This window comes from Raineyella sp. LH-20, assembly GCF_033110965.1.
GTDB lineage: Bacteria > Actinomycetota > Actinomycetes > Propionibacteriales > Propionibacteriaceae > Raineyella.
Window position 1 is genome coordinate 2311223 of sequence record NZ_CP137003.1, and the last position, 18898, is coordinate 2330120.

The window sequence follows — 18898 nt, forward strand, 5'->3', positions numbered from 1 at the left end:
GAGAGTCTCCCGGGTAACGACACGGGGAAAACTCACAGGGTTCACTCAGGCGTCGGCTCTCCGTCAGCTCGGGGAACGCCTGTCCGGCGGCGCGTCAGAGGCTGCGGCGGACCGCGGCGTGGGCCAGGCCGATGAGCGCCGTACGACCCTCGTCGCCGATCGGTGCAGCCTCCAGAGCGGTGAGGGCACGGTCCAGATGCGACTCGATGTCGGACTCGACCTTGTCCCGGGCGCCGCTGGCGACGATGATCTCGCGCGCCTCGGCGATGCCCTCCTCGCTGAGGTCGGGGGAGCCGACCAGGCTGAGCAGCCGGTTGCGGCCGGCGTCGCGGGAGCCGGCCAGGGCGTACGCGAGCAGCAGGGTGTGCTTGCCCTCGCGCAGGTCGCCGCCGGACGGCTTGCCGATCACGCCCTCGTCGCCGAACACGCCGAGCAGGTCGTCGCGGTACTGGAAGGCCCGGCCCAGCGGGGAGCCGTACGCGGCCAGCGCTTCCTGGGCGGCGTCGTCGGCCCCGCCGAGCGCGGCACCGAATTGGACCGGTCGGCGCACCGAGTAGCGGGCCGACTTGTACTCGACCACCCGGCGGACCTGCTCGATATTGTCCTGCAGCCGGTCGGGGCGCAGATGCTGGGCCTGGGCCACCACGTCGAGGAACTGCCCGCAGGTCACCTCGGTGCGCATCGCGGTGAGATACGGCAGCCCGCGCTGCAGCGACTCGGGGGACAGGCCGGCCGCGTGCACCATCTCGTCGGACCACATCACCAGCAGGTCGCCTAGAAGGATCGCCCCTGCCCGGCCGAACTGCTCGCCCGAGCCGGCCCAGTCGTGAGCATCGTGCAGATCGGCGAACTGCAGGTGCGCGGCGGGCACGCCACGGCGGGTGTCGGAGTTGTCCATCACGTCGTCGTGCATCAGCGCAGACACGTGCAGCAGCTCCAGGCTCGCTGCGGCCCGGACCAGGGCGGCGTACGCCTCGTCGTCCGGTCGCCCGGCCGCCGCCACGTAGCCCCACACGGCGAACGCCGGGCGCAGCCGCTTGCCGCCGCCGGTGAACACCTCGGCGAGGGAGGTCATCGGGTCCAGCTCGGTCCCGATCGCGGCCAACACCTGTCGCTGCTCGGTGAGGAAGCCGGTGAGGGCGTCCTGCACGTCCTGACGGAACGGCGCGGCGAGCGGCTGGGCGGGATCGAGTCGGTTGACCACGGACTGAGCCTAGGACGTCGGCCCGGAAACGGCCACATTATGGTGTGCGCCATGGAGCCCCGGACGATCGACGAGATGCTGCGCGCTGGTGACCGTACGCTGCATTCCTTCGAGTTCTTCCCGCCGAAGACGCTCGAGGGCGACGCGATGCTGTGGCAGTCCCTGCGCGAGCTCGACGCCCTCGAGCCCGACTTCGTCTCCGTCACGTACGGTGCCAACGGCTCGCGCCGCGACATGACCGTCACCATCACCGCCCGGTTGGCCCAGCTGATGAACGAGCGGCTGGCCCGCGACCCCGAGGCCCACGTGATGCAGGTGATGGGACACCTGACCTGCGTCAGCCAGCCGATCGACGAACTCGCCGAGGTGATCGACAAGTACGCCGAGGCGGGGATCGACCACATCCTGGCGATCCGCGGCGACATGCCCGGCGGACCGAGTGCGCCCTGGGTGCGCCACCCGCACGGGCTGGACAATGCCACCGAACTCGTCCGGCTGATCCGTCGGCGCAACCCGGCCGCGGTGATCGGCGTGGCGGCGTTCCCCGACCTGCATCCCGACCGGCGCGATGCGGCGCTGGACGCCCGGATCCTGGTCGAGAAGCAGGAGGCCGGGGCGTCGTTCGCGATCACCCAGCTCTTCTTCGAGCCGGACCGCTACTTCGAGCTGGTCGACCGGGTCCGCGCCCTGGGCTGCGACCTGCCGATCATCCCGGGCATCCAGCCGGTGACCAATCTGGGCCAGATCGAGCGTTTCGCCGAGCTCTCCGGCGCGGCGCTGCCGGACCGGATCGTCGCGCGGCTGCGGGCCGTCGGGGACGACCCCGACGCGGTCCGTCGGGTCGGGGTGGACATCGGTGTCGAGCTGTGTGAGCGGCTGTTGGCCGGCGGTGCGCCGGGGCTGCACTACTTCACGCTGAACCGGTCCCGGGCGACCCGGGAGATCTTCTCCCGGCTGAAGCAGGGCGTTCCCGGGGCCTGAGCGGTCCCGGCGGCGCACGCCGGGCCCGATCGGGCCGATCGGGCCGGCGACCGGTCCGCCCCGGGGCAGGCCCCCGAGCCAAGGGCCCCGGGTCAGACACCTGCCAGCACGGTCACATGGTTGGCGACCGCCAGCCCTCCCATGTTGTGCACCAGGCCGAGGTGCGGCTGCGGCAGCTGCATCGCCCCGGCGGTACCGGCCAGTTGTCGGGCCACCAGCACGTGCTGGGAGACACCCGTCGCGCCGACCGGATGTCCCTTGGCCTTCAGCCCGCCGGACACGTTGACCGGCAGCCGACCGTCGGGCTCCACCCAGCCCTCCTCGATCGCGCGCCGCCCCTGTCCGGGCGCCGTGAGCCCGAGCATCTCGTAGGCGACGAGCTCGGCGATGGTGAAACAGTCGTGCACCTCGGCGAGGTCGAGATCGTCGAGGGAGATGCCGGCCATCGCCAGCGCGCCGGCGACGGCCCGGCGGCCGCCGGCGAAGTCGGTCAGGTCGCGCCGGTCGGTCTCCAGGGCGTCGTTGGCGTGGCCGATACCGACGATGGTGGCCAGCGGACGGGCTGGGTCCCGGCGCAGGACGAGGGCGGCCGCCCCGTCGCTGACCAGCGAGCAATCGGTGCGGCGCAGCGGCCCGGCGACGATCGGGTTGCGGTCCGACACCGTACGGCAGAACTCGTAGCCGAGGTCCTTGCGCAGCTGTGCGTACGGGTTGGCGCAGCCGTTGCGGTGGTTCTTCGCGGCGATCCGGGCGAGGACGTCGCCGAGCCAGTCCTCCGCGTGGTAGCGCTGTGCGTACGCCGTGGCCACCTCGGCGAAGCTGCCGGCGAACCCGGTCGGCGAGTCGGTGCCGGCCCGGAGCAGGTCCGCGCCGAGCAGCGCGCGGGCCACCGTCGGGCGGTCGGCGTGGGTCATCTTCTCCACCCCGATCACCAGCACGGTGTCGGCGAGGCCGGAGAGAATGGCCCGGACGGCCTGGTGCACAGCGGCCGAGCCGGAAGCACAGGCGTTCTCCACCCGGGTCATCGGCTTGCCCCACAGCCGGGGCTCGCGACTGATCGGCAGCGAGGACGGAAAGGCGAACGGGGTGAGGCCGCTGTTGAACTGGGAGACGTACACCTCGTCGATCTCCTCCGGTTCGAGGCCCGCATCGGCGATCGCCGCCACGGTCACCTCGCCGACGAGGCTGTCGACGGTCTCATCGGTCAGCTTGCCGAACGGGGTGTGGGCGGTGCCGACGATGCCGATGCGGACCGGCAGGGTGGTCGATGCGGGCATGGTGCTCCTCGGGTCGGGATGATCGGGTCGGGATGATCGGGGCGGCCTGGAATGGTCGGGACGTCGGCGGGAACGGCCGGAGGACGGCCGGACAGGGATCGGCGTCAGAGCGTGATGCCGTACCGGTGGAGTTTCCGGTAGAGGCTGGACCGCGACACCCCGAGCTGGTGGGCGGCGGCCTGCCGGTTCCCGCGGGACGCGTGGAGCGCGGCGGTGATCGCGTCGCGCTCGGCGGTCTCGAGCGGCGTCAGCGGGCGGTCCTTGCTGGTGTGGCAGTAGCTCGGCAGGTCCTCGGCGCGGATCTCGCCGACCGGCCGGTGGGTCAGGGCGTGCTCCAGTGCTTCGCGCAGCTGGGTGACGTTGCGCGGCCAGGCGTAGCGGGCGATCGTACGGTGCGCCTGCGGTGACAGGCGCACCCGACGGTTCGGTGCGAGCTGGCTGAGCAGTCGGGTGACGATGGTGTCGAGGTCCTCCGGCCGACTCCGCAACGGCGGCACGGTCACCGCGGTGGTGAAGTGGTCGAGCAGCGCCCGGAACGGCAGGTCGGCGTCGAGCCGGGCGTCCGAGAGCGTCACCGCCACGCTGACCCGTCCGCCGGTGCCGGCCAGCACCGGGAGCAGCCGGTCGAGCACCGCGACCCCCGCGGGGGTGGCCTGGTCGATGTTGGGGACGATGCACAGTGTCGGCTGGTGACTGGTCGGCAGCGTGTCGAGGTCAACGTCGACCGGTGCCGCGTCGTCCAGCTGGGCCGGATCGATGGTCATGCTCCGGCCGCTGGGATGCGTCGCGTGGAAGACCTCGGCGACCAGGGTGAACTTGCCGGACCCGGTCTCGCCGAGCACGATCGTCGGCTCCCCGTTCGCCAGCGCGGCGCGCAGCTGTTCGCCGGCCCGCCGCCAGGCCGGGGCCCGGCCGTCGACGATCGGGACGTACGGTCGGCGCAGGTCGTCGACGAGCTTCCGGGCGCGCGGATCGGGTGCCGCGACCGCCACATCGGGCAGGCGTTCGATGGTGAATGCCTCGCCGCCGGGGGCGCCGTCGCCACCGGCGCGCGCGTCGCCGACGGTCGACACCGGGCTGCTGTCGAGGCCACCCGGGGACGTCGGCTCGCTCGGGCGGGGGATCGCCGGATCGAGCACCTCGACGATGACGACCAGACCGGCGGTCTGGCCGCCGGCCAGGATGCGGGTGCCGCGCAGCCGGATCCGTCGCCCGGACGACAGCTCGATCGTGTCGCTGGCGCGGTCGCGACGAGTCATCACGAAGGAGGCGTGGCGGCGGATCGCCCGCTGTTCCTCGCCGGAGAACAGCCCCTCGGCCGCCGCGTTCAGCATGGACGTCGACTCGCCGAAGGCGAACACCGCCTGCCGGGTGGCCCGGGCGTCCGCCCGGACGTACGTCTCGAACAGCGCCTGCTGGGCCTGGCTGCGGTCGAGCAGCAGGTTGCGGCTGATGTCCTTGGCGGCGGACTTCACCAGTGTGTGCATCAGCGGGCTCCAGGAGCCGGCCAGGGTGGACAGGTCGAGGATCCCCTCGACCCGGCCGGTCAGCGGATCGATGATCGGCGACCCGGTGCAGGCGAACGCCTGGAGCTGCTCGGAGTAGTGCTCCGGACCGACGATCGACACCGGCTGTCCCGACTCGATCACGGTGCCGACGCCGTTCGTGCCGACCGAGTCCTCGGCGTACGCGAAGCCCGGCAGGAAGTCGACCCGGTCGAGCATCCGGCCCACCCGGTGGGAGGAATCGCGGCGCTGGATGATCCGGGCGTTGCGGTCGGTCAGGGCGATCACCACGTCGACGTCGGCGGTGTCGTCGTGCAACTGGGTGAGCACCGGCTCGGCGCAGCGGGCCAGCCGGCAGCCCGGGTCGAAGTCCGGCGCGAACGGCGCGTCCCAGCGTGCGGCGTCCACTCCGGCGGCCCGGCTGCGCTGCCAGGACGCGGCGAGCAACTCGGGCACCCCCGGGTCGGCGGGCTCACCCCGCTCGAGGAACTCGACCCGCGCCGACGCGATGCGGCGCAGCCGGTGGTCAGCATCCGGCATTGTCACCTCCTTGTGACGAGCCCGCACTGTGACGTGCGGCACAACCATGGTCGCTGCCTGAGGGTCGCCAGACCAGTCGGAACGGTGTCCCAACTTGGGACATGGCGCCAGGTGTGAACCCCATCACGCTGGAGAGCACCGTCACCGACGCCGGTCCGCCCAGAGGGCGTCGCGTGCCGACCACACACCTGACCCGAGGAGAGGGCATGGACACCCTGATCAACATCGACAACGGCGGAACGCTCACCGACATCTGCGCGTGGGACGGTGACGCGTTCACCTTCACCAAGACCCTGACCACACCGCAGGACCTCTCGGACTGCCTGTTCACCGGCCTGGAGAAGGTCTCTGCGGCGCTCTACGGTGAGGCCGATCTGGAGCGACTGCTGCACGGCACCCAACACCTCCGCTACTCGACCACCCAGGGGACGAATGCCCTGGTGGAGCGCCAGGGACCGATGATCGGCATCCTCACCACGATGCCGGGACTGGCCGACCTGATGCGGGGGAGCGACCCGGAACGCGAGCTGTTCACCGGGCTCGTCGGCGACCGGCACGCCCGGATCGATCTCGACGCGGGCAGCGCGGAGGAGGCCGACCGCGAGGCCGTCCGCCTGGTCACCCGGCTCACCACCTTGGGTGCCGGGCGGGTGGTGGTCGCGGGACACAGCCAGGAGGAGGAGCACCGGCTGCGCCACGTGCTGCTGCGCAGGTTCCCCCGCCACCTGCTCGGCTCGGTGCCGCTGCTCTATAGTTGGGACCTCGCCGGCGACCGCAACGACGCCCGCCGGGTGTGGTCGTGCGTGATCAACTCCTTCCTGCACCCCACCATGGAGCGGTTCCTGTACGGCGCCGAACGCCGACTGCGGTCCTACCGGGTGGTCAATCCGCTACTCGTCTACCGCAACGACGGGGCCTCGTCCCGGGTGGCGAAGGCGGTGGCGCTGAAGACCTACTCCTCGGGGCCGCGGGGTGGTCTCGAGGGCACCGCGGCGCTGGCCCGGGTCTACCGGCTGGCACACACCGTGATGATGGACATCGGTGGCACCACCACCGACGTCGGTGTGGTGCAGGGCGGTCGGGTGGCACCCGACGAGCGGGGCACCGTCAAGGGGGTGCCGATCTCCTACCCGATGAGCAACGTGCACTCCAAGGGCGTCGGTGGCTCCTCGGTGATCGCCGTCCGCGACGGGGTGATCACCGTCGGCCCGCGGTCGGTCGGCGCCACCCCCGGCCCGGCCTGCTTCGGTTTCGGCGGGCGGCAGGCGACCATCACCGATGTCAACCTGTTGCTCGGCGTGCTCGACCCCGACACGTACATGGACGGCACCTTCCGCCTGGATCCGGAGCGATCCCGCGCGGTCATCACCGAGACCATCGCCGCGCCGTTGGGCATCCCGCTCGAGGACGCCCTGATCCGGATGGAGCAGGCCTACTTCGCGGCGCTGGCGGACAGCTTCGCCCACGTCGTCACCCCGGAGACGACGCTCGCCGCCTTCGGCGGTGCCGGACCGATGAGTGCCGCCGGCGCCGCGCGGATCGCCGGCGTCCGCGACGTGCTCATCCCCCGTACGGCCGCGGTGTTCTCCGCCTTCGGCATCTCCTTCTCCGACATCGGGAAGTCGTACGAGGTCGGCGTCCCGGTCCCGACGACCGAGGCGGTCCACGCCGCCCACGACGATCTCGTGGCGCGCGCCGAGCGGGACATGTTCCAGGAGGGATACGCCCTGGAGGACTGCCGACGTACGTGGACCCTGACGATCGAGGAGCCGGACGGCACCCTCGTCGAGTCGCGCGACTACCACCCGGGAGACCCGATCGACGCCGCCGGACGCCAGGTGTCCCTGCGTCTCACCGCCGCGGCACCGCTGCCGCACCCGGTGCTGCCGGACGACCGGGCGGTCGACGCCCGGACCGCGGCGGCCCACGACACCCGGCAGGTCCGCTCGGCCGCCGACCAGGTCGACACCGTGCCGGTGCACGTCCTTGACGACCTGCGGCCGGGCGACTCCGGGGCTGGCCCGGCGATCGTCGAGGGCCCCTTCTTCACCGCCCGCGTGCTGCCCGGCTGGGACTTCCGGGTCACCGCCGCCGGCGACCTGCTGCTCCGCGACGCCCGCTGAGCGAGCCCGATCCACCAGAGCCCGATCATCCGACCAGAAAGGACCAGACCATGCGAGTGCCCATGACCGAGTACCTCGTCATCGACCTCGACACCGAACGGTGGGTGTGCCGCGTGTGCTCCCATGACATCGGCGACGCGCGAGGCGACTACAAGCGCGGCACCCTCGTCTACGACCGCGATCCGCGGGAGATCCACCAGCCGATCATCGATCCGGACCGCTACGAGTACACCTTCTCGCCGGACCCGGCGTTCTGCCGGATCCTCGAGTACTACTGCCCCGGCTGCGGCACCCAGATCGAGGCCGAATACCTGCCGCCGGGCCACCCGCCGACCGTCGACATGCTCATCGACGTCGACGCGCTGCGCGGTCAGTGGGAGATCCGCGGCGTGGACGCCGAAGCCGTTCACAACTACGGCCCCGGTGACGATGCCGAGCGCAGGACCCCGGTGCCGCAGTCGCTGGGTCACCTTCACTGAACGGCCCGCAGACCACCATCACTCCAAGGAGACCCCATGAAGCGTATCTCCGTCGACATCGGCGGCACGTTCACCGACTGCTTCTTCGTCTGGGATCAGCAGTACGTCGAGGCCAAGGCCCTGACCACCCACCACAACCTCGCCCTCGGCTTCAACGAGGCACTCGACCTCGCCTGCTCGCGCGCCGGGCTCGACCGGTCCACCGTCCTCAGCGGCGTCGACTCCGTCCGCTACGCCACCACGCTGGGCACGAACGCGCTGATCGAGCGCAAGGGACCGAAGGTGGCAGCGATCGTCACCCACGGTTTCGAGGACACCATCCCGTTGTCCCGCGGCCGAGGCTACGGCGAGGGCCTGGACCAGGCCCTGCAGCAGAACCTCCCGGCCGCCGAGCGGCCCGAACCGATCGTGCCGCGCCGGCTGATCCGCTCGGTGAAGGAACGGGTCGACTCCGCCGGCCGGATCGTCGCCCGCCTCGACCCCGAGGACGTGCGGACGGTGCTGCGCGAGCTGGTCGACGCCGGCGCCGAGGCGATCGTCGTGTCCCTGGTCAACGCCACCGAGAACCCGGCGCACGAACTGGCCGTCCAGGAGATCTTCCTCGACGAGTTCCCGGCCCACGAGCTCGGCGCCATCCCGATCCTGCTCGGCCACCAGGTCTCGGGCCGCAAGGGCGAGTACGTACGGTCCACGTCGACGATCATCGACGGGTTCCTGCACGAGATCATGTTCCACGCCCTGTCGCAGCTGTCGAACAACCTGCGTGGCTCCGGCTACGACAAGCCGATGCTGGTCATCCACAACTCCGGTGGGATGGCGCAGATGAACTCGACCGACGCCCTGCAGACCATCCACTCCGGCCCGATCGCCGGGGTGGGCGCTGCCGAACACCTCAGCGCCGAGACCGGGCTGGGCCACGTCATCTCCACCGACATGGGCGGCACCTCGTTCGACATCGGCCTGGTGCCGGAGGGCGGGGTGAAGCACTACGACTTCCTGCCGACCATCGACCGGTGGCTCGTGTCGGTGCCGATGGTCCACCTGGACACCCTCGGCGCCGGCGGCGGCTCGATCGCCAGCTATGACCGGATCCACCACTCGATCAAGATCGGCCCCGAGTCGGCCGGCTCCAACCCGGGCCCGGCCTGCTACGACCGCGGCGGCCTGCGGCCCACCGTCACCGACGCCGACCTGCTGCTCGGCTACCTCGACCCGGACAACTACGCGAACGGCTACATCAAGCTCAACCCGCGCCGTGCCCGGTTCGCCATGGAGGAGGCGCTCTGCGATCCGCTCGACCTCGACGTCCTCGACGTCGCCCGGTCGATCAAGGACGGGGTCGACGAGCAGATGGCCATCGGCATCGGCAAGGAACTGCGGGTCCGGGGCTACCTGCCGGAGGACTTCACCATGCTGGCGTACGGCGGCAACGGGCCGCTGCACGCCTGCGGCATCGCCCGGCACGCCGGCATCTCCCGCGTGCTGGCGCCGCCCTTCTCCTCGGTGTTCTCCGCCTGCGGCGCCGGCAACATGAAGCAGCTGCACTTCCACGAGCGCGGCGTCCACGTGACCTTCTACAACGCGACCACCCGCGGCCTCTACGACGACTACGCCGAGTTCAACGCCGTGGTGGAGGACCTGGAGGCCCTCGGCCGGGAGGACCTCGTCCGCCAGGGGTTCGCCCCCGAGGACGTGCGCTACCGCCTGGAACTGGACATGCGCTATGGCAACCAGCTGCTCACCCAGGCCGTCACCGTCGAGGACATCGACCGGGTCCGTGGCGTCGGTGACGTGCTGCACATCATCAAGAAGTTCGGCGACGTCTACAGCCACCGGTTCGGGGCGAGCAGCGCCGCCCCGGAGGCCGGGATCCGCTGCAACACCATCCGGGTCGCGTCGTACGTCGCTGGCGACGTCGTCCGTTTCGACTCGCTCGACGCGGGCGGCCCGCGGACGGTGCCCGAGCCGGTGTCCCGACGAGACGTTGTCTTCATCGGCATCGACGGCCACATCGACACGGCCGTCTACGACGACAGTGCGCTCACCCCGGAGCACGTCATCCCGGGACCGGCGATCGTCACCACCCAGAACACCACCTTCCTGGTGGAGCCGGGCTGGCGCCTCGAGCCGACCCGCCAGGGCGCGGTCTGGTTCCTCCAGGACTGACCGCCACCTCCACCGACCGTCGCAGCGCAGGTGCGCCGGCACCGCGTACGCCACCACCGCGTACGTCACCCGTGTGCATCAGAACCGCGTGCATCTGCATCTGCATCTGCATCAGAACCGTGTGCATCACATCGCGTGCATCAAAACAAAGGAGTCTTGATGACCATCACCGACGACACTCCGACCACCGTCCTCACTGCGCAGGAGCAGCAGTGGGTGGACGAGTTCATGGACGAGACGACCCTGTTCCTGGGACCGGATCCCGAGATCATGCGCAGTCACAGCATCGCCGACCGGACACCCCGCGAGGACGAGGCCGTCGCCGCCGGCGTCGACCGCCTGGTGGTCGAACGGATCCGCAAGCGGATCGCCGGAGCCCTCGACGAGGGCTACGAGATGTGTGAGGCCCAAGGGGCGGCGCCCGGCGCGAAATGGGGCGACCTCACCACCGCGATCTACACCGCCCAGGGCGACGTCTCCTACCTCTCCTGCCACGGCGTCATCGCCTTCAGCGCGATCCTGCACCACCCGATCCGCTACATCATGAAGTACTGGAAGGACGAGCCGACCGTCGGCATCCACCCCGGCGACGGCTTCATCCACAACGACGCCCGGTTCGGCAATGTCCACAACACCGACCAGTCGATGATCATGCCGGTGTTCCGCGACGGTGAACTGATCGCCTGGGTGGCCGCCACCATCCACGAGGGGGAGAACGGCGCCTGCGAGCCGGGCGGCATGCCGTCCGGCTCCGAGACACCGTTCGACGACGGGCTGCGGATGAGCCCGTTCAAGATCGTCGAGCAGGGACACCTGCGGCGCGACCTGCTCACCTTCCTGCAGCACTCGGTGCGCGATCCGAAGCTGCAGCTCGCCGACCTCAAGGTCAAGATGACCGCGGTCCGCAAGATCATCGACCGGATCGACCGGCTGATCGACGAAGTGGGCGTGGACGCCTTCATCGCCGCGCTGCGGATCACCGTCGAGGACGTGGACGTCGAGGTGCGCCGGCGGATCGCGGAGCTGCCCGACGGCACGTACCGGATGGACCAGTTCATGGACTCCACCCTCAAGGAGAACATCCTGATCAAGTTCGCCTGCGAGATCACCGTCAAGGGCGACCACATGACGGTCGACCTGCGCGGCACCGGCCCGGAGATCCTCAACCGTGCCATCAACTCCCCGCTGTGCTCGGTGAAGTCGATGATGATGCAGGCGATCCTCGCGTTCTGGTGGCCCGACCTGCCGCGCTGCACCTCGGCGATGAGCTGCATCGACATCGTCTCGGACGAGGGCAGCTGGGCCGACGCGTCGTACGACGCTCCGATGGGCCAGTCGCTGCAGGCGTCCTTCCGCGGCTTCTCCGCCCTCCAGGCGCTCTACAGCCGAATGTCCTTCTCCACCCCGCACAAATACAGCAACGTGGTGGCGAACTGGTTCAACCAGATCAACACCTTCCTGTGGGGTGGCATCACGCAGCACGGCGACGTCGTCGGCAACCTGTGCGCCGACCTCAACGGCATGCCGGGCGGCGCCAAGCCGTTCCGCGACGGCGAGGACGCCGTCTCCCCGCTGTTCTGCGCGATGGCCGACACCGCCGAGCAGGAGGTGATGGAGGAGGAGGTGCCGTTCATGCAGCTGGTGTCCAAGCGCCTGGTCCGCGACAACATGGGCTTCGGCAAGTTCACCGGTGGGATGGGCTACGAGATGATCGTGGCCGCCGAGGGCACCCCGCAGTGGGGCTTCATGACGGTCACCTCCGGCGCGAAGTTCTCCTCCATCTACGGCATGTACGGCGGCTACGGCTGCGGGACGTACCCGCTCGCGATGGTGAAGGGGACCAACGTCTACGAGCACATCCGCCAGGACAACACGAAGTTCGACCTGTCGATGTCGAAGGTGATGAACGAGCGCCCGTTCCCCGAGGGCCGCTACTCCACCTACCACATGGGCCTGCAGTTCGACCTGGCCAAGGACGGCGAGCTCTACATGATCGCCCAGGGGGCGGGCGGCGGCTACGGCGATCCGTTGGAGCGTGACCCGCACGCCGTGATCAAGGATCTGGAACTCGCCCGGATCAGCCGGAAGGTCGCCGAGGACATCTTCGTGGTGCGCTACGACCCGGCCACCCTCCGTCTCGACGTGGACGGCACCCGGGAGGCCCGGGCGGAGGCCCGTCGGGCCCGGCTGCGCCGCGGCCGGCCGTACGACGAGTTCGTGGCGGACTTCGTCACCGACGAGCCGCCGGCCGACCTGGCGTACTACGGCTCCTGGGGGCCGGACCACACCGCGATCACCGCGACCATCTTCGGGATCGACGGCCCCGAGCGGGTCACCGCCCCGCTCGGCGAGCTCCCGCCGGTGATGGTCCCGGACCGCCGCGAGGTGAAGATCGCCCAGCTCGAGCAGCGCCTCGCCGAGCTGGAGACCAGGCACGGCGAGAAGGTGCACCGCCTCGTCTGACCCGCTGACCGGTGCCGTCGGTCCCCAGCGGCCGCGGCACCGGTCGGGCCCCCACCATCGCCCCACCGCACCCTCCCGGGAGGACAACGTGACCAGCTCCTTGCAGTCGCTCATCGCGGAGCGACCCCGTGGCCGCCGGCGGCCACTCCTGATCGACCATGACGCCTACGCGACGGCGGTCCTCCGCCAGGGCGCCGCCGTCCCGTGGACGGACGCTCCCGCCCTGGTGAGCCACCTCGCCCAGGTCACCGGCCTGCTCGACCCGGACGCCGTGTGGGTCGACATCGCCGCCCTCTACCGCGCGCGCTGCGCCGAACAGCCCGAGGTGGTCGCCGCGATGGGCGCCCGCTCCCGGCCCGGCGTCGCGCTGCGTACGCTGCTCGGCGACCAGCCCGGCACCGGACTCCTCGTCGACACCCTGCGGACGATCGCGGCGACCAGCCATCGTCCGCTCGTCCTGTCCCTGCCCTCGCCGGCGCGCTGGCTGCTCTGGGCGCACCAGGTGGCAGGCACGCCGCTGGAAGGGGTCGATGAGGAGCGCGCCGACGCCGCCTCGGTCTATCTCGCCGAATGGCTCGGCCACCTCGGCGAGCTGCCGGTGGCCCTGGTCGTCCTCGACGCCCGGGCCGAGGACGACGTGCCCGGAGCCGTGGAGCCGGAGTCGCTCGCCGCGTACGCCTCCGTGACGAACGTCGCCGGCCACTTCGGCTGGTCGATCGCCCTGCGGACCGACCGGGGCCTCGAGCTCGCCGAGACCGAGGCACGGGTCGCCGTGCTCACCGAGGCGTTCTGGACCGGTGCCGACGAGGTGCCCGAGGCGGACGCGCTGGTCGCCCCGATCCCGGCATCCGCCGTGCCCGAACAGGTGCTCGACCGCCTCGCCCGGCTGTCCTGATCCCCAGATCGGGGGCCGTACGCCCCCCAGGCCGTACGCCCCCCAGGACGATCGAGGGCCGTACGACCCTGAACGAACCAGAAAGGAACGAAGGAGATGGACAAGACCGTTGTCGAGGCCGCCCCGGCGGTCACCGCCGTACGATCCGGGGCGATGCTCGCCGCCGGAGGGTTCGGCGTGTGCGGCATCCCCGCGGTGCTGCTCGCCGCGCTCAGCCGCACCGACGTCCGTGGACTCACCCTGGTGTCCAACAACTGCGGCATCGAGGGCACCGGCACCTCCCTGCTGCTGGAGAACCGGCAGGTGCACCGGCTGATCGCCTCGTACGTCGGGGAGAACAAGGAACTCGAACGCCAGTACCTCGCCGGGGAGGTGGAGATCGAACTGAACCCCCAGGGCACCCTGGCGGAGCGGTTGCGAGCCGGCGGGGCGGGCATCGCCGCCTTCTACACCCGGACCGGCGTCGGGACCGTCGTCGCCGAGGGGGGCATGCCGATCCGCTATGCGGCCGACGGCTCGGTGGCCCTGGCATCGGCGCCGAAACCCACCGAGCTGCTGCCCTGGGACGGCGAGGACCAGGTGTTCGTCCGCGAACTCGCCCTGCGTCCCGACGTCGCCCTGGTGCGGGCCTGGCGGGGCGACCGGTTCGGCAACCTGGTCTTCCGGGAGGCGGCGCGCAACTTCAACCCGCTGTGCGCGATGGCCGCCCGGCACACGATCGCCGAGGTGGAGGAGCTGGTCGAGCCCGGGGAGCTGGATCCGGACGCGATCCACCTGCCGGGGGTGTTCGTCGACGCCGTGCTGCCGCTCACCCCGGAGCAGGCCGCCGACAAGGTGATCGAACGCCGGGTCGTCCGGCCCCGCCCGGACGGACGGCCAGGGACGACCGTTACCGCCGGAGCGTACGCCGGACCGCTGGCCACCGTGGGGGTCGCATCATGAGCTGGACACGCGACGGGATGGCCGGCCGCGCCTCCCAGGAGTTGGCCGACGGCGACTACGTCAACCTCGGCATCGGGCTGCCCACCCTGGTGCCCGGCCATCTGCCGGACGGGGTGCACATCGTGCTCCAGTCGGAGAACGGCATCCTCGGCCTGGGGCCCAGCCCGTACCCGGGGGAGGAGGACCCTGACCTGATCAACGCCGGCAAGGAGACGGTGACCACGGTCACCGGGGCGAGCTTTTTCGACTCGGCGATGAGCTTCGGGATGATCCGTTCGGGCCGGATCGACGTCGCGATCCTCGGCGCCATGCAGGTCAGCGAGCGCGGCGACCTGAGCAACTGGGTGGTCCCCGGGAAGCGGGTCAAGGGGATGGGCGGGGCGATGGACCTGGTGCACGGCGCCCGCCGGGTGATCGTGCTGATGGAGCACCTGACCAAGGACGGCGCGCCGAAGCTGCTGCGCGAGAACACCCTGCCGGTGACCGGGCGCAGGGTGGTCCGCCGGATCATCACCGACCTCGCGGTGCTCGACGTCACGCCGGAGGGCCTGCGTCTGGTCGATCTCGCCCCGGGCGTCGATCTCGCCCGGGTCGTCGCCGCCACCGAGGCGCCGGTGCTGGTCTGAGCCAGGGGCCCGGTCGGCTCAGCGCGTCGCGCTCTCCAGCGCGGCGCGCCACGGGCCGGGCTCCAGCGGCGCCCCGTTCGGCACCAGGTCGAGCGTCATCAGCCGCTGCGTCGGGCGGGTGAGGGCGACGTAGAGGATCCGCGTCCCGCCGATGTGCTCGGCAATGATCTCGTCGGGGGCGATCACGATCACCGCGTCGTACTCCAGGCCCTTGGCCTGCAGGGTGTTGACCACCGCGATCCGGGCACCGAGGGACTCGTCCAAGCCCTGTCCGACCAGTTCCTCGATGTCGTACAACCGCGACGGCGGGGTGATCACGCCGATCGTCCCCTCGACCTGCCCGCCGAGGTCGGTGAGCGCCTGCTCCAGGGTCTCGGCCAGCTCGCCGCGGTGGATCGTCCGCAGGTCGGGGTCGACACCCGTGGAGCGTACGGCCCGCGGCAGGTCCGCATCGGGGACGTCGCGGGTGACCACCCGGGCAGCCAGGTCGAAGACCTCCGCAGGGGAGCGGTAGTTGGTGCTCATCCGGAACGTCCGCCGCTGCCCGAGCCCGACCAGCGCCTCGATCTCGGCGTCCAGCTCGTGGCGATCCGGCCAGGAGCTCTGCGCCGGATCACCGACGATGGTCCAGGACGCCTGCGCCCCGCGGCGCCGCAGCATCCGCCACTGCATCGGGGTGATGTCCTGCGCTTCGTCGACCAGCACATGGGCGTACGTCGTGAAGCGGTCCGCGTACGGGTCGTCGGAGCGCTGGCGGGTGAGCCGGTCGGAGACCGTCACGATCTCCTGCACGGTGGCGCCGGCGGAGAGGAACAGCGGCTCGTCGGGATCCTCGTCGAGCGGGGTGCCGAGCAGGGCGACCAGCTCGTCGAGCAGTGCCGCATCGGCGACCGACCAGTCCTCGTGGCCCTCCTCGCCGAGCTCGGCGAAGGACTCCAGCAGAGTCCGCTGCTCGGTGGCGTCGAGGATGCCGTCGGCCACCCGGGCGACCACCTCCGGGTAGGAGAGCCGGCGCAGCTCGCCGGTGGCGTGCTGGGTGGGCCACCAGGTGTTCAGCGCATCGACGAACGCCGGATGGTCGGTGACCAGGTCCGGAAACTCCTCACGGTCGATGGTGTGGTCGTCGGGCATCAGATCCCAGAGTGCGGCCACCATCGCGTCCCGGCCGGCCCGGCGGGCGTGGTTGGCCTTCGCCTGGCGGATCGTCTGGCGGCGCAGGCCGAGCAGCGCCCGGCCGGTCAGCCGCAGCGCGTTGCCCTTGACAGTGAGCAGCAGGTCGCGGTCGAGCTTCGGCTGGTGGCCGGTGCGACCGATCACCTTGACCGTGGCAGGCACCTGGACCAGCCGGGTGAGCACATCGACCATCCGCACCGATCCCTTGATCGCTGCGGCGGCGGAGGCGTCCGTACGGTGCGACGCGATCGGCAGCACGTCGGAGGGGATGTTGCCCACCGACCGCAGCGTCACCGCGTCCTCGCCCAGTGACGGCAGCACCCGCTCGATGTAGGTCATGAACACGTCGGAGGGGCCGACGACCAGCACCCCGCCCTGCTCGAACCGGCGACGGTGGGTGTAGAGGAGATACGCCGCGCGGTGCAGCGCCACCACGGTCTTGCCGGTGCCGGGGCCTCCGGCGATGATCGTCACGCCCTGGTGCGGTGCCCGGATCGCCTGGTCCTGCTCGGCCTGGATGGTGGCGACGATGTCGCGCATCTGGTGGCCTCGGGCCCGGGTCAGGGCGGCCAGTAGGGCCCCTTCGCCGATCACCGGCAGGTCCGCCCGGGCCGACGACCCGTCGAGCAGGTCGTCCTCGATGCCGATCACCCGGTCGTCGCGGCAGCGCAGCACACGGCGACGGATCACGTCCATCGGATCGGCGGCGGTCGCCCGGTAGAACGGCTCGGCGGCGCGGGCGCGCCAGTCGATCACCAGCGGTTCGTAGTCGTCGTCGTGGACCCCGATGCGGCCGATGTAGTCGGTGTCGCCGTTGGTGAGGTCCAGCCGGCCGAAGACCAGGCCGTCGTGCTCGGTCTCCAGGACCGCCAGCCGCCGGGCCGCCTGGTAGGCGAAGACGTCCCGTTCGTAGACACTGGTCGCGTCCTCCTCGCGGAGGTAGTCGCCACGGTCGCTGGTGTAGTGCGATGCCCCCGCCTCGGCGGCTCGCTGCGCATCCTGGGTGGCGATGGCCAGGCGTTCGTAGACCTTGTCCACGTGGGCCTGTTCGACGGCGAGCTCGCGGGCCAGGTCCGACGAGATGTCATGAGAAGTCAAGTGCGTTTCGTCCTTACCGGGAGTGACTCTGAAGTCTAGCCCGACGGGCTGACGCCACGTCGCCGCGGTCCGCCCCAGATCACTGGTCCTTGTTCGAGGGGTGGGTGTCCTGGCCGGTGAGGTCGAAGTGGGCGTCGTACGTGGCGAGGGCCGCAGACATCAGGACGCCGGCCAGGTCGTCGCCACCGCGCCCCCAGGGCCCGGCCGAGTACAGCCGCTCGCCGAGCCGGACGGGCAGCCGACGCAGCCAGGAGTCCGCCCCGTTCCAGCCGGGACCGGCCGCCGGGTCGGCCGTGGCGGCCCCCCAGTCGTGGACGAGCGTACGGTCCGCGGTGGCCCAGCTGACCTGCCGTGCAGTGTGGTCGACGGTTTCGGCGACGCCGTCGGTGATCGGGGCGTCGGCCGGTCCGGTGGCCGGGCCCTCCGGTCCGCCGGCGGGCGAGGCGGTGTACGTACGCCGGGGTCGCAGCACCGGGGTGAGGGTCCGCACCTGTCGGGCGGCGCGGGTGCGCAGGCCGTACGTCGCCGTCGGGTCGTGCAGGCCCTCGGTGAGCACCACCGCGTCGGGGCGTACGTCGGCCGGCAGCAGTTCGCCGACCGGGACACCGTCCGACCCGTCGACGGGGCCGGCCAGCAGCATGCGCCCGTCGGGGTGCCGGGTCGATCCGTCGAACCGCACCTGCTGATCGTGCCTGACCACCTCGACACCCCGGGCGGCCAACCGGGCCTCCAACAGGTCGAGCAGCCGTTCGCTGCCGGCGGGCCGTCCCTCGGTGTCGACGACCGTCCAGCGGCCGAACGTACGCTCCACGTTCAGCCGGCTCGCGACGAAGGCGGGCGTCCGGGCCGGGTCATGGCCCTGTCGCCAAGCGCTCGCCTCGACCAGGGCGCGCAGATGGGGGTGGGGCTGGGTGGCGGCCAGATCGGCCACCGTACGCCCCCACATCAGCGTCTGCCGGTGCGGACGGAGCTGGCGCCCGGACACCAGGGAGGTTTCCAGTCCGAGGGTGCGGACCCGGTGCCAGACCGGCTCCAACGAGTCGACCAGGTCGCGCCAGGCCTCGGCGACCGGCTCTCCGTAGACGGCGACCATGCGATGGAACTGTTCCCCGCGGTCCCCGCCCAGGATGAGTTCCTCGCCGCCGGCGAAGACGTGCCGGGTCGGCGGCGCCGGCACCAGGTCGAGCCCGGCGCGGGCGAGCTCGGCCGGCAGGATCCGGCCGGACTTCTTGAACAGGTCGCGCCACGGCGCAGGGAGGGTGAGCACCTCCGGCAGGCGGCCGGGGCCGTCGGGTCGATCGGGACGCCAGTCGGCGCCCAGCCGTTCGGTCCGGTGGAGCAGCGTCACCCGGTGGCCGCGCTTGGCCAGCCGGGCCGCCGCGGCCATCCCCGCCAGCCCGCCGCCGACGATCACGACGGACCGTCG

General features: G+C 71.2%; 13 protein-coding genes. 8 read left to right on the plus strand and 5 right to left on the minus strand.

Annotated elements, in window-relative coordinates; translation table 11 throughout:
- Positions 1-94: 94 nt before the first annotated feature.
- Positions 95-1204, minus strand: coding sequence for a polyprenyl synthetase family protein (locus R0146_RS10135; protein ID WP_317689272.1), 1110 nt, complete (start codon positions 1202-1204; stop codon positions 95-97).
- Positions 1205-1255: 51 nt separating this feature from the next.
- Between R0146_RS10135 and R0146_RS10140 the strand changes: the two genes are divergently transcribed.
- Entirely contained in the window at positions 1256-2185 is a 930-nt protein-coding gene (locus tag R0146_RS10140) for a methylenetetrahydrofolate reductase (protein ID WP_317689275.1), read from the plus strand.
- Between the two features lie 92 nt (positions 2186-2277).
- Here R0146_RS10140 and R0146_RS10145 read toward each other — a convergent pair whose 3' ends face one another.
- A complete protein-coding gene (locus R0146_RS10145) occupies positions 2278-3462 on the minus strand; it encodes a thiolase domain-containing protein (protein WP_317689277.1) in 1185 nt (394 codons plus the stop codon).
- Between the two features lie 104 nt (positions 3463-3566).
- Positions 3567-5507, minus strand: coding sequence for a sigma-54-dependent Fis family transcriptional regulator (locus R0146_RS10150; protein ID WP_317689279.1), 1941 nt, complete (start codon positions 5505-5507; stop codon positions 3567-3569).
- 206 nt (positions 5508-5713) lie between these two features.
- On the opposite strand from R0146_RS10150, the gene R0146_RS10155 reads away from it, so the two are divergent.
- The 7 genes from R0146_RS10155 to R0146_RS10185 all read left to right on the plus strand — a co-directional run bounded on the left by R0146_RS10155 (position 5714) and on the right by R0146_RS10185 (position 15201).
- Positions 5714-7630 (plus strand): hydantoinase/oxoprolinase family protein, encoded by a 1917-nt coding sequence (locus R0146_RS10155; RefSeq protein ID WP_317689282.1) that lies wholly within the window; start codon positions 5714-5716, stop codon positions 7628-7630.
- A gap of 50 nt (positions 7631-7680) precedes the next feature.
- Complete coding sequence (locus R0146_RS10160; protein WP_317689284.1) at positions 7681-8109, plus strand: acetone carboxylase subunit gamma; 429 nt, start codon at positions 7681-7683, stop codon at positions 8107-8109.
- Between the two features lie 36 nt (positions 8110-8145).
- Positions 8146-10275, plus strand: coding sequence for a hydantoinase/oxoprolinase family protein (locus tag R0146_RS10165; RefSeq protein WP_317689286.1), 2130 nt, complete (start codon positions 8146-8148; stop codon positions 10273-10275).
- Between the two features lie 159 nt (positions 10276-10434).
- Entirely contained in the window at positions 10435-12738 is a 2304-nt protein-coding gene (locus R0146_RS10170; RefSeq protein ID WP_317689288.1) for a hydantoinase B/oxoprolinase family protein, read from the plus strand.
- A gap of 88 nt (positions 12739-12826) precedes the next feature.
- Positions 12827-13633: a hypothetical protein gene (locus R0146_RS10175; protein WP_317689291.1), complete on the plus strand. Its 807-nt coding sequence runs from the start codon at positions 12827-12829 to the stop codon at positions 13631-13633.
- Positions 13634-13729: 96 nt separating this feature from the next.
- Positions 13730-14575, plus strand: coding sequence for a CoA transferase subunit A (locus R0146_RS10180; RefSeq protein ID WP_317689293.1), 846 nt, complete (start codon positions 13730-13732; stop codon positions 14573-14575).
- Positions 14572-15201, plus strand: coding sequence for a 3-oxoacid CoA-transferase subunit B (locus tag R0146_RS10185; protein WP_317689295.1), 630 nt, complete (start codon positions 14572-14574; stop codon positions 15199-15201). Before R0146_RS10180 ends, R0146_RS10185 begins: the two co-directional genes overlap by 4 nt.
- A gap of 18 nt (positions 15202-15219) precedes the next feature.
- Here R0146_RS10185 and R0146_RS10190 read toward each other — a convergent pair whose 3' ends face one another.
- The gene (locus R0146_RS10190) at positions 15220-17445 is read right to left on the minus strand and encodes a HelD family protein (protein ID WP_411567196.1); all 2226 of its coding nucleotides are present in this window, start codon (positions 17443-17445) and stop codon (positions 15220-15222) included.
- Between the two features lie 106 nt (positions 17446-17551).
- Positions 17552-18886 (minus strand): NAD(P)-binding protein, encoded by a 1335-nt coding sequence (locus R0146_RS10195; RefSeq protein ID WP_317689298.1) that lies wholly within the window; start codon positions 18884-18886, stop codon positions 17552-17554.
- Positions 18887-18898 lie beyond the last annotated feature (12 nt).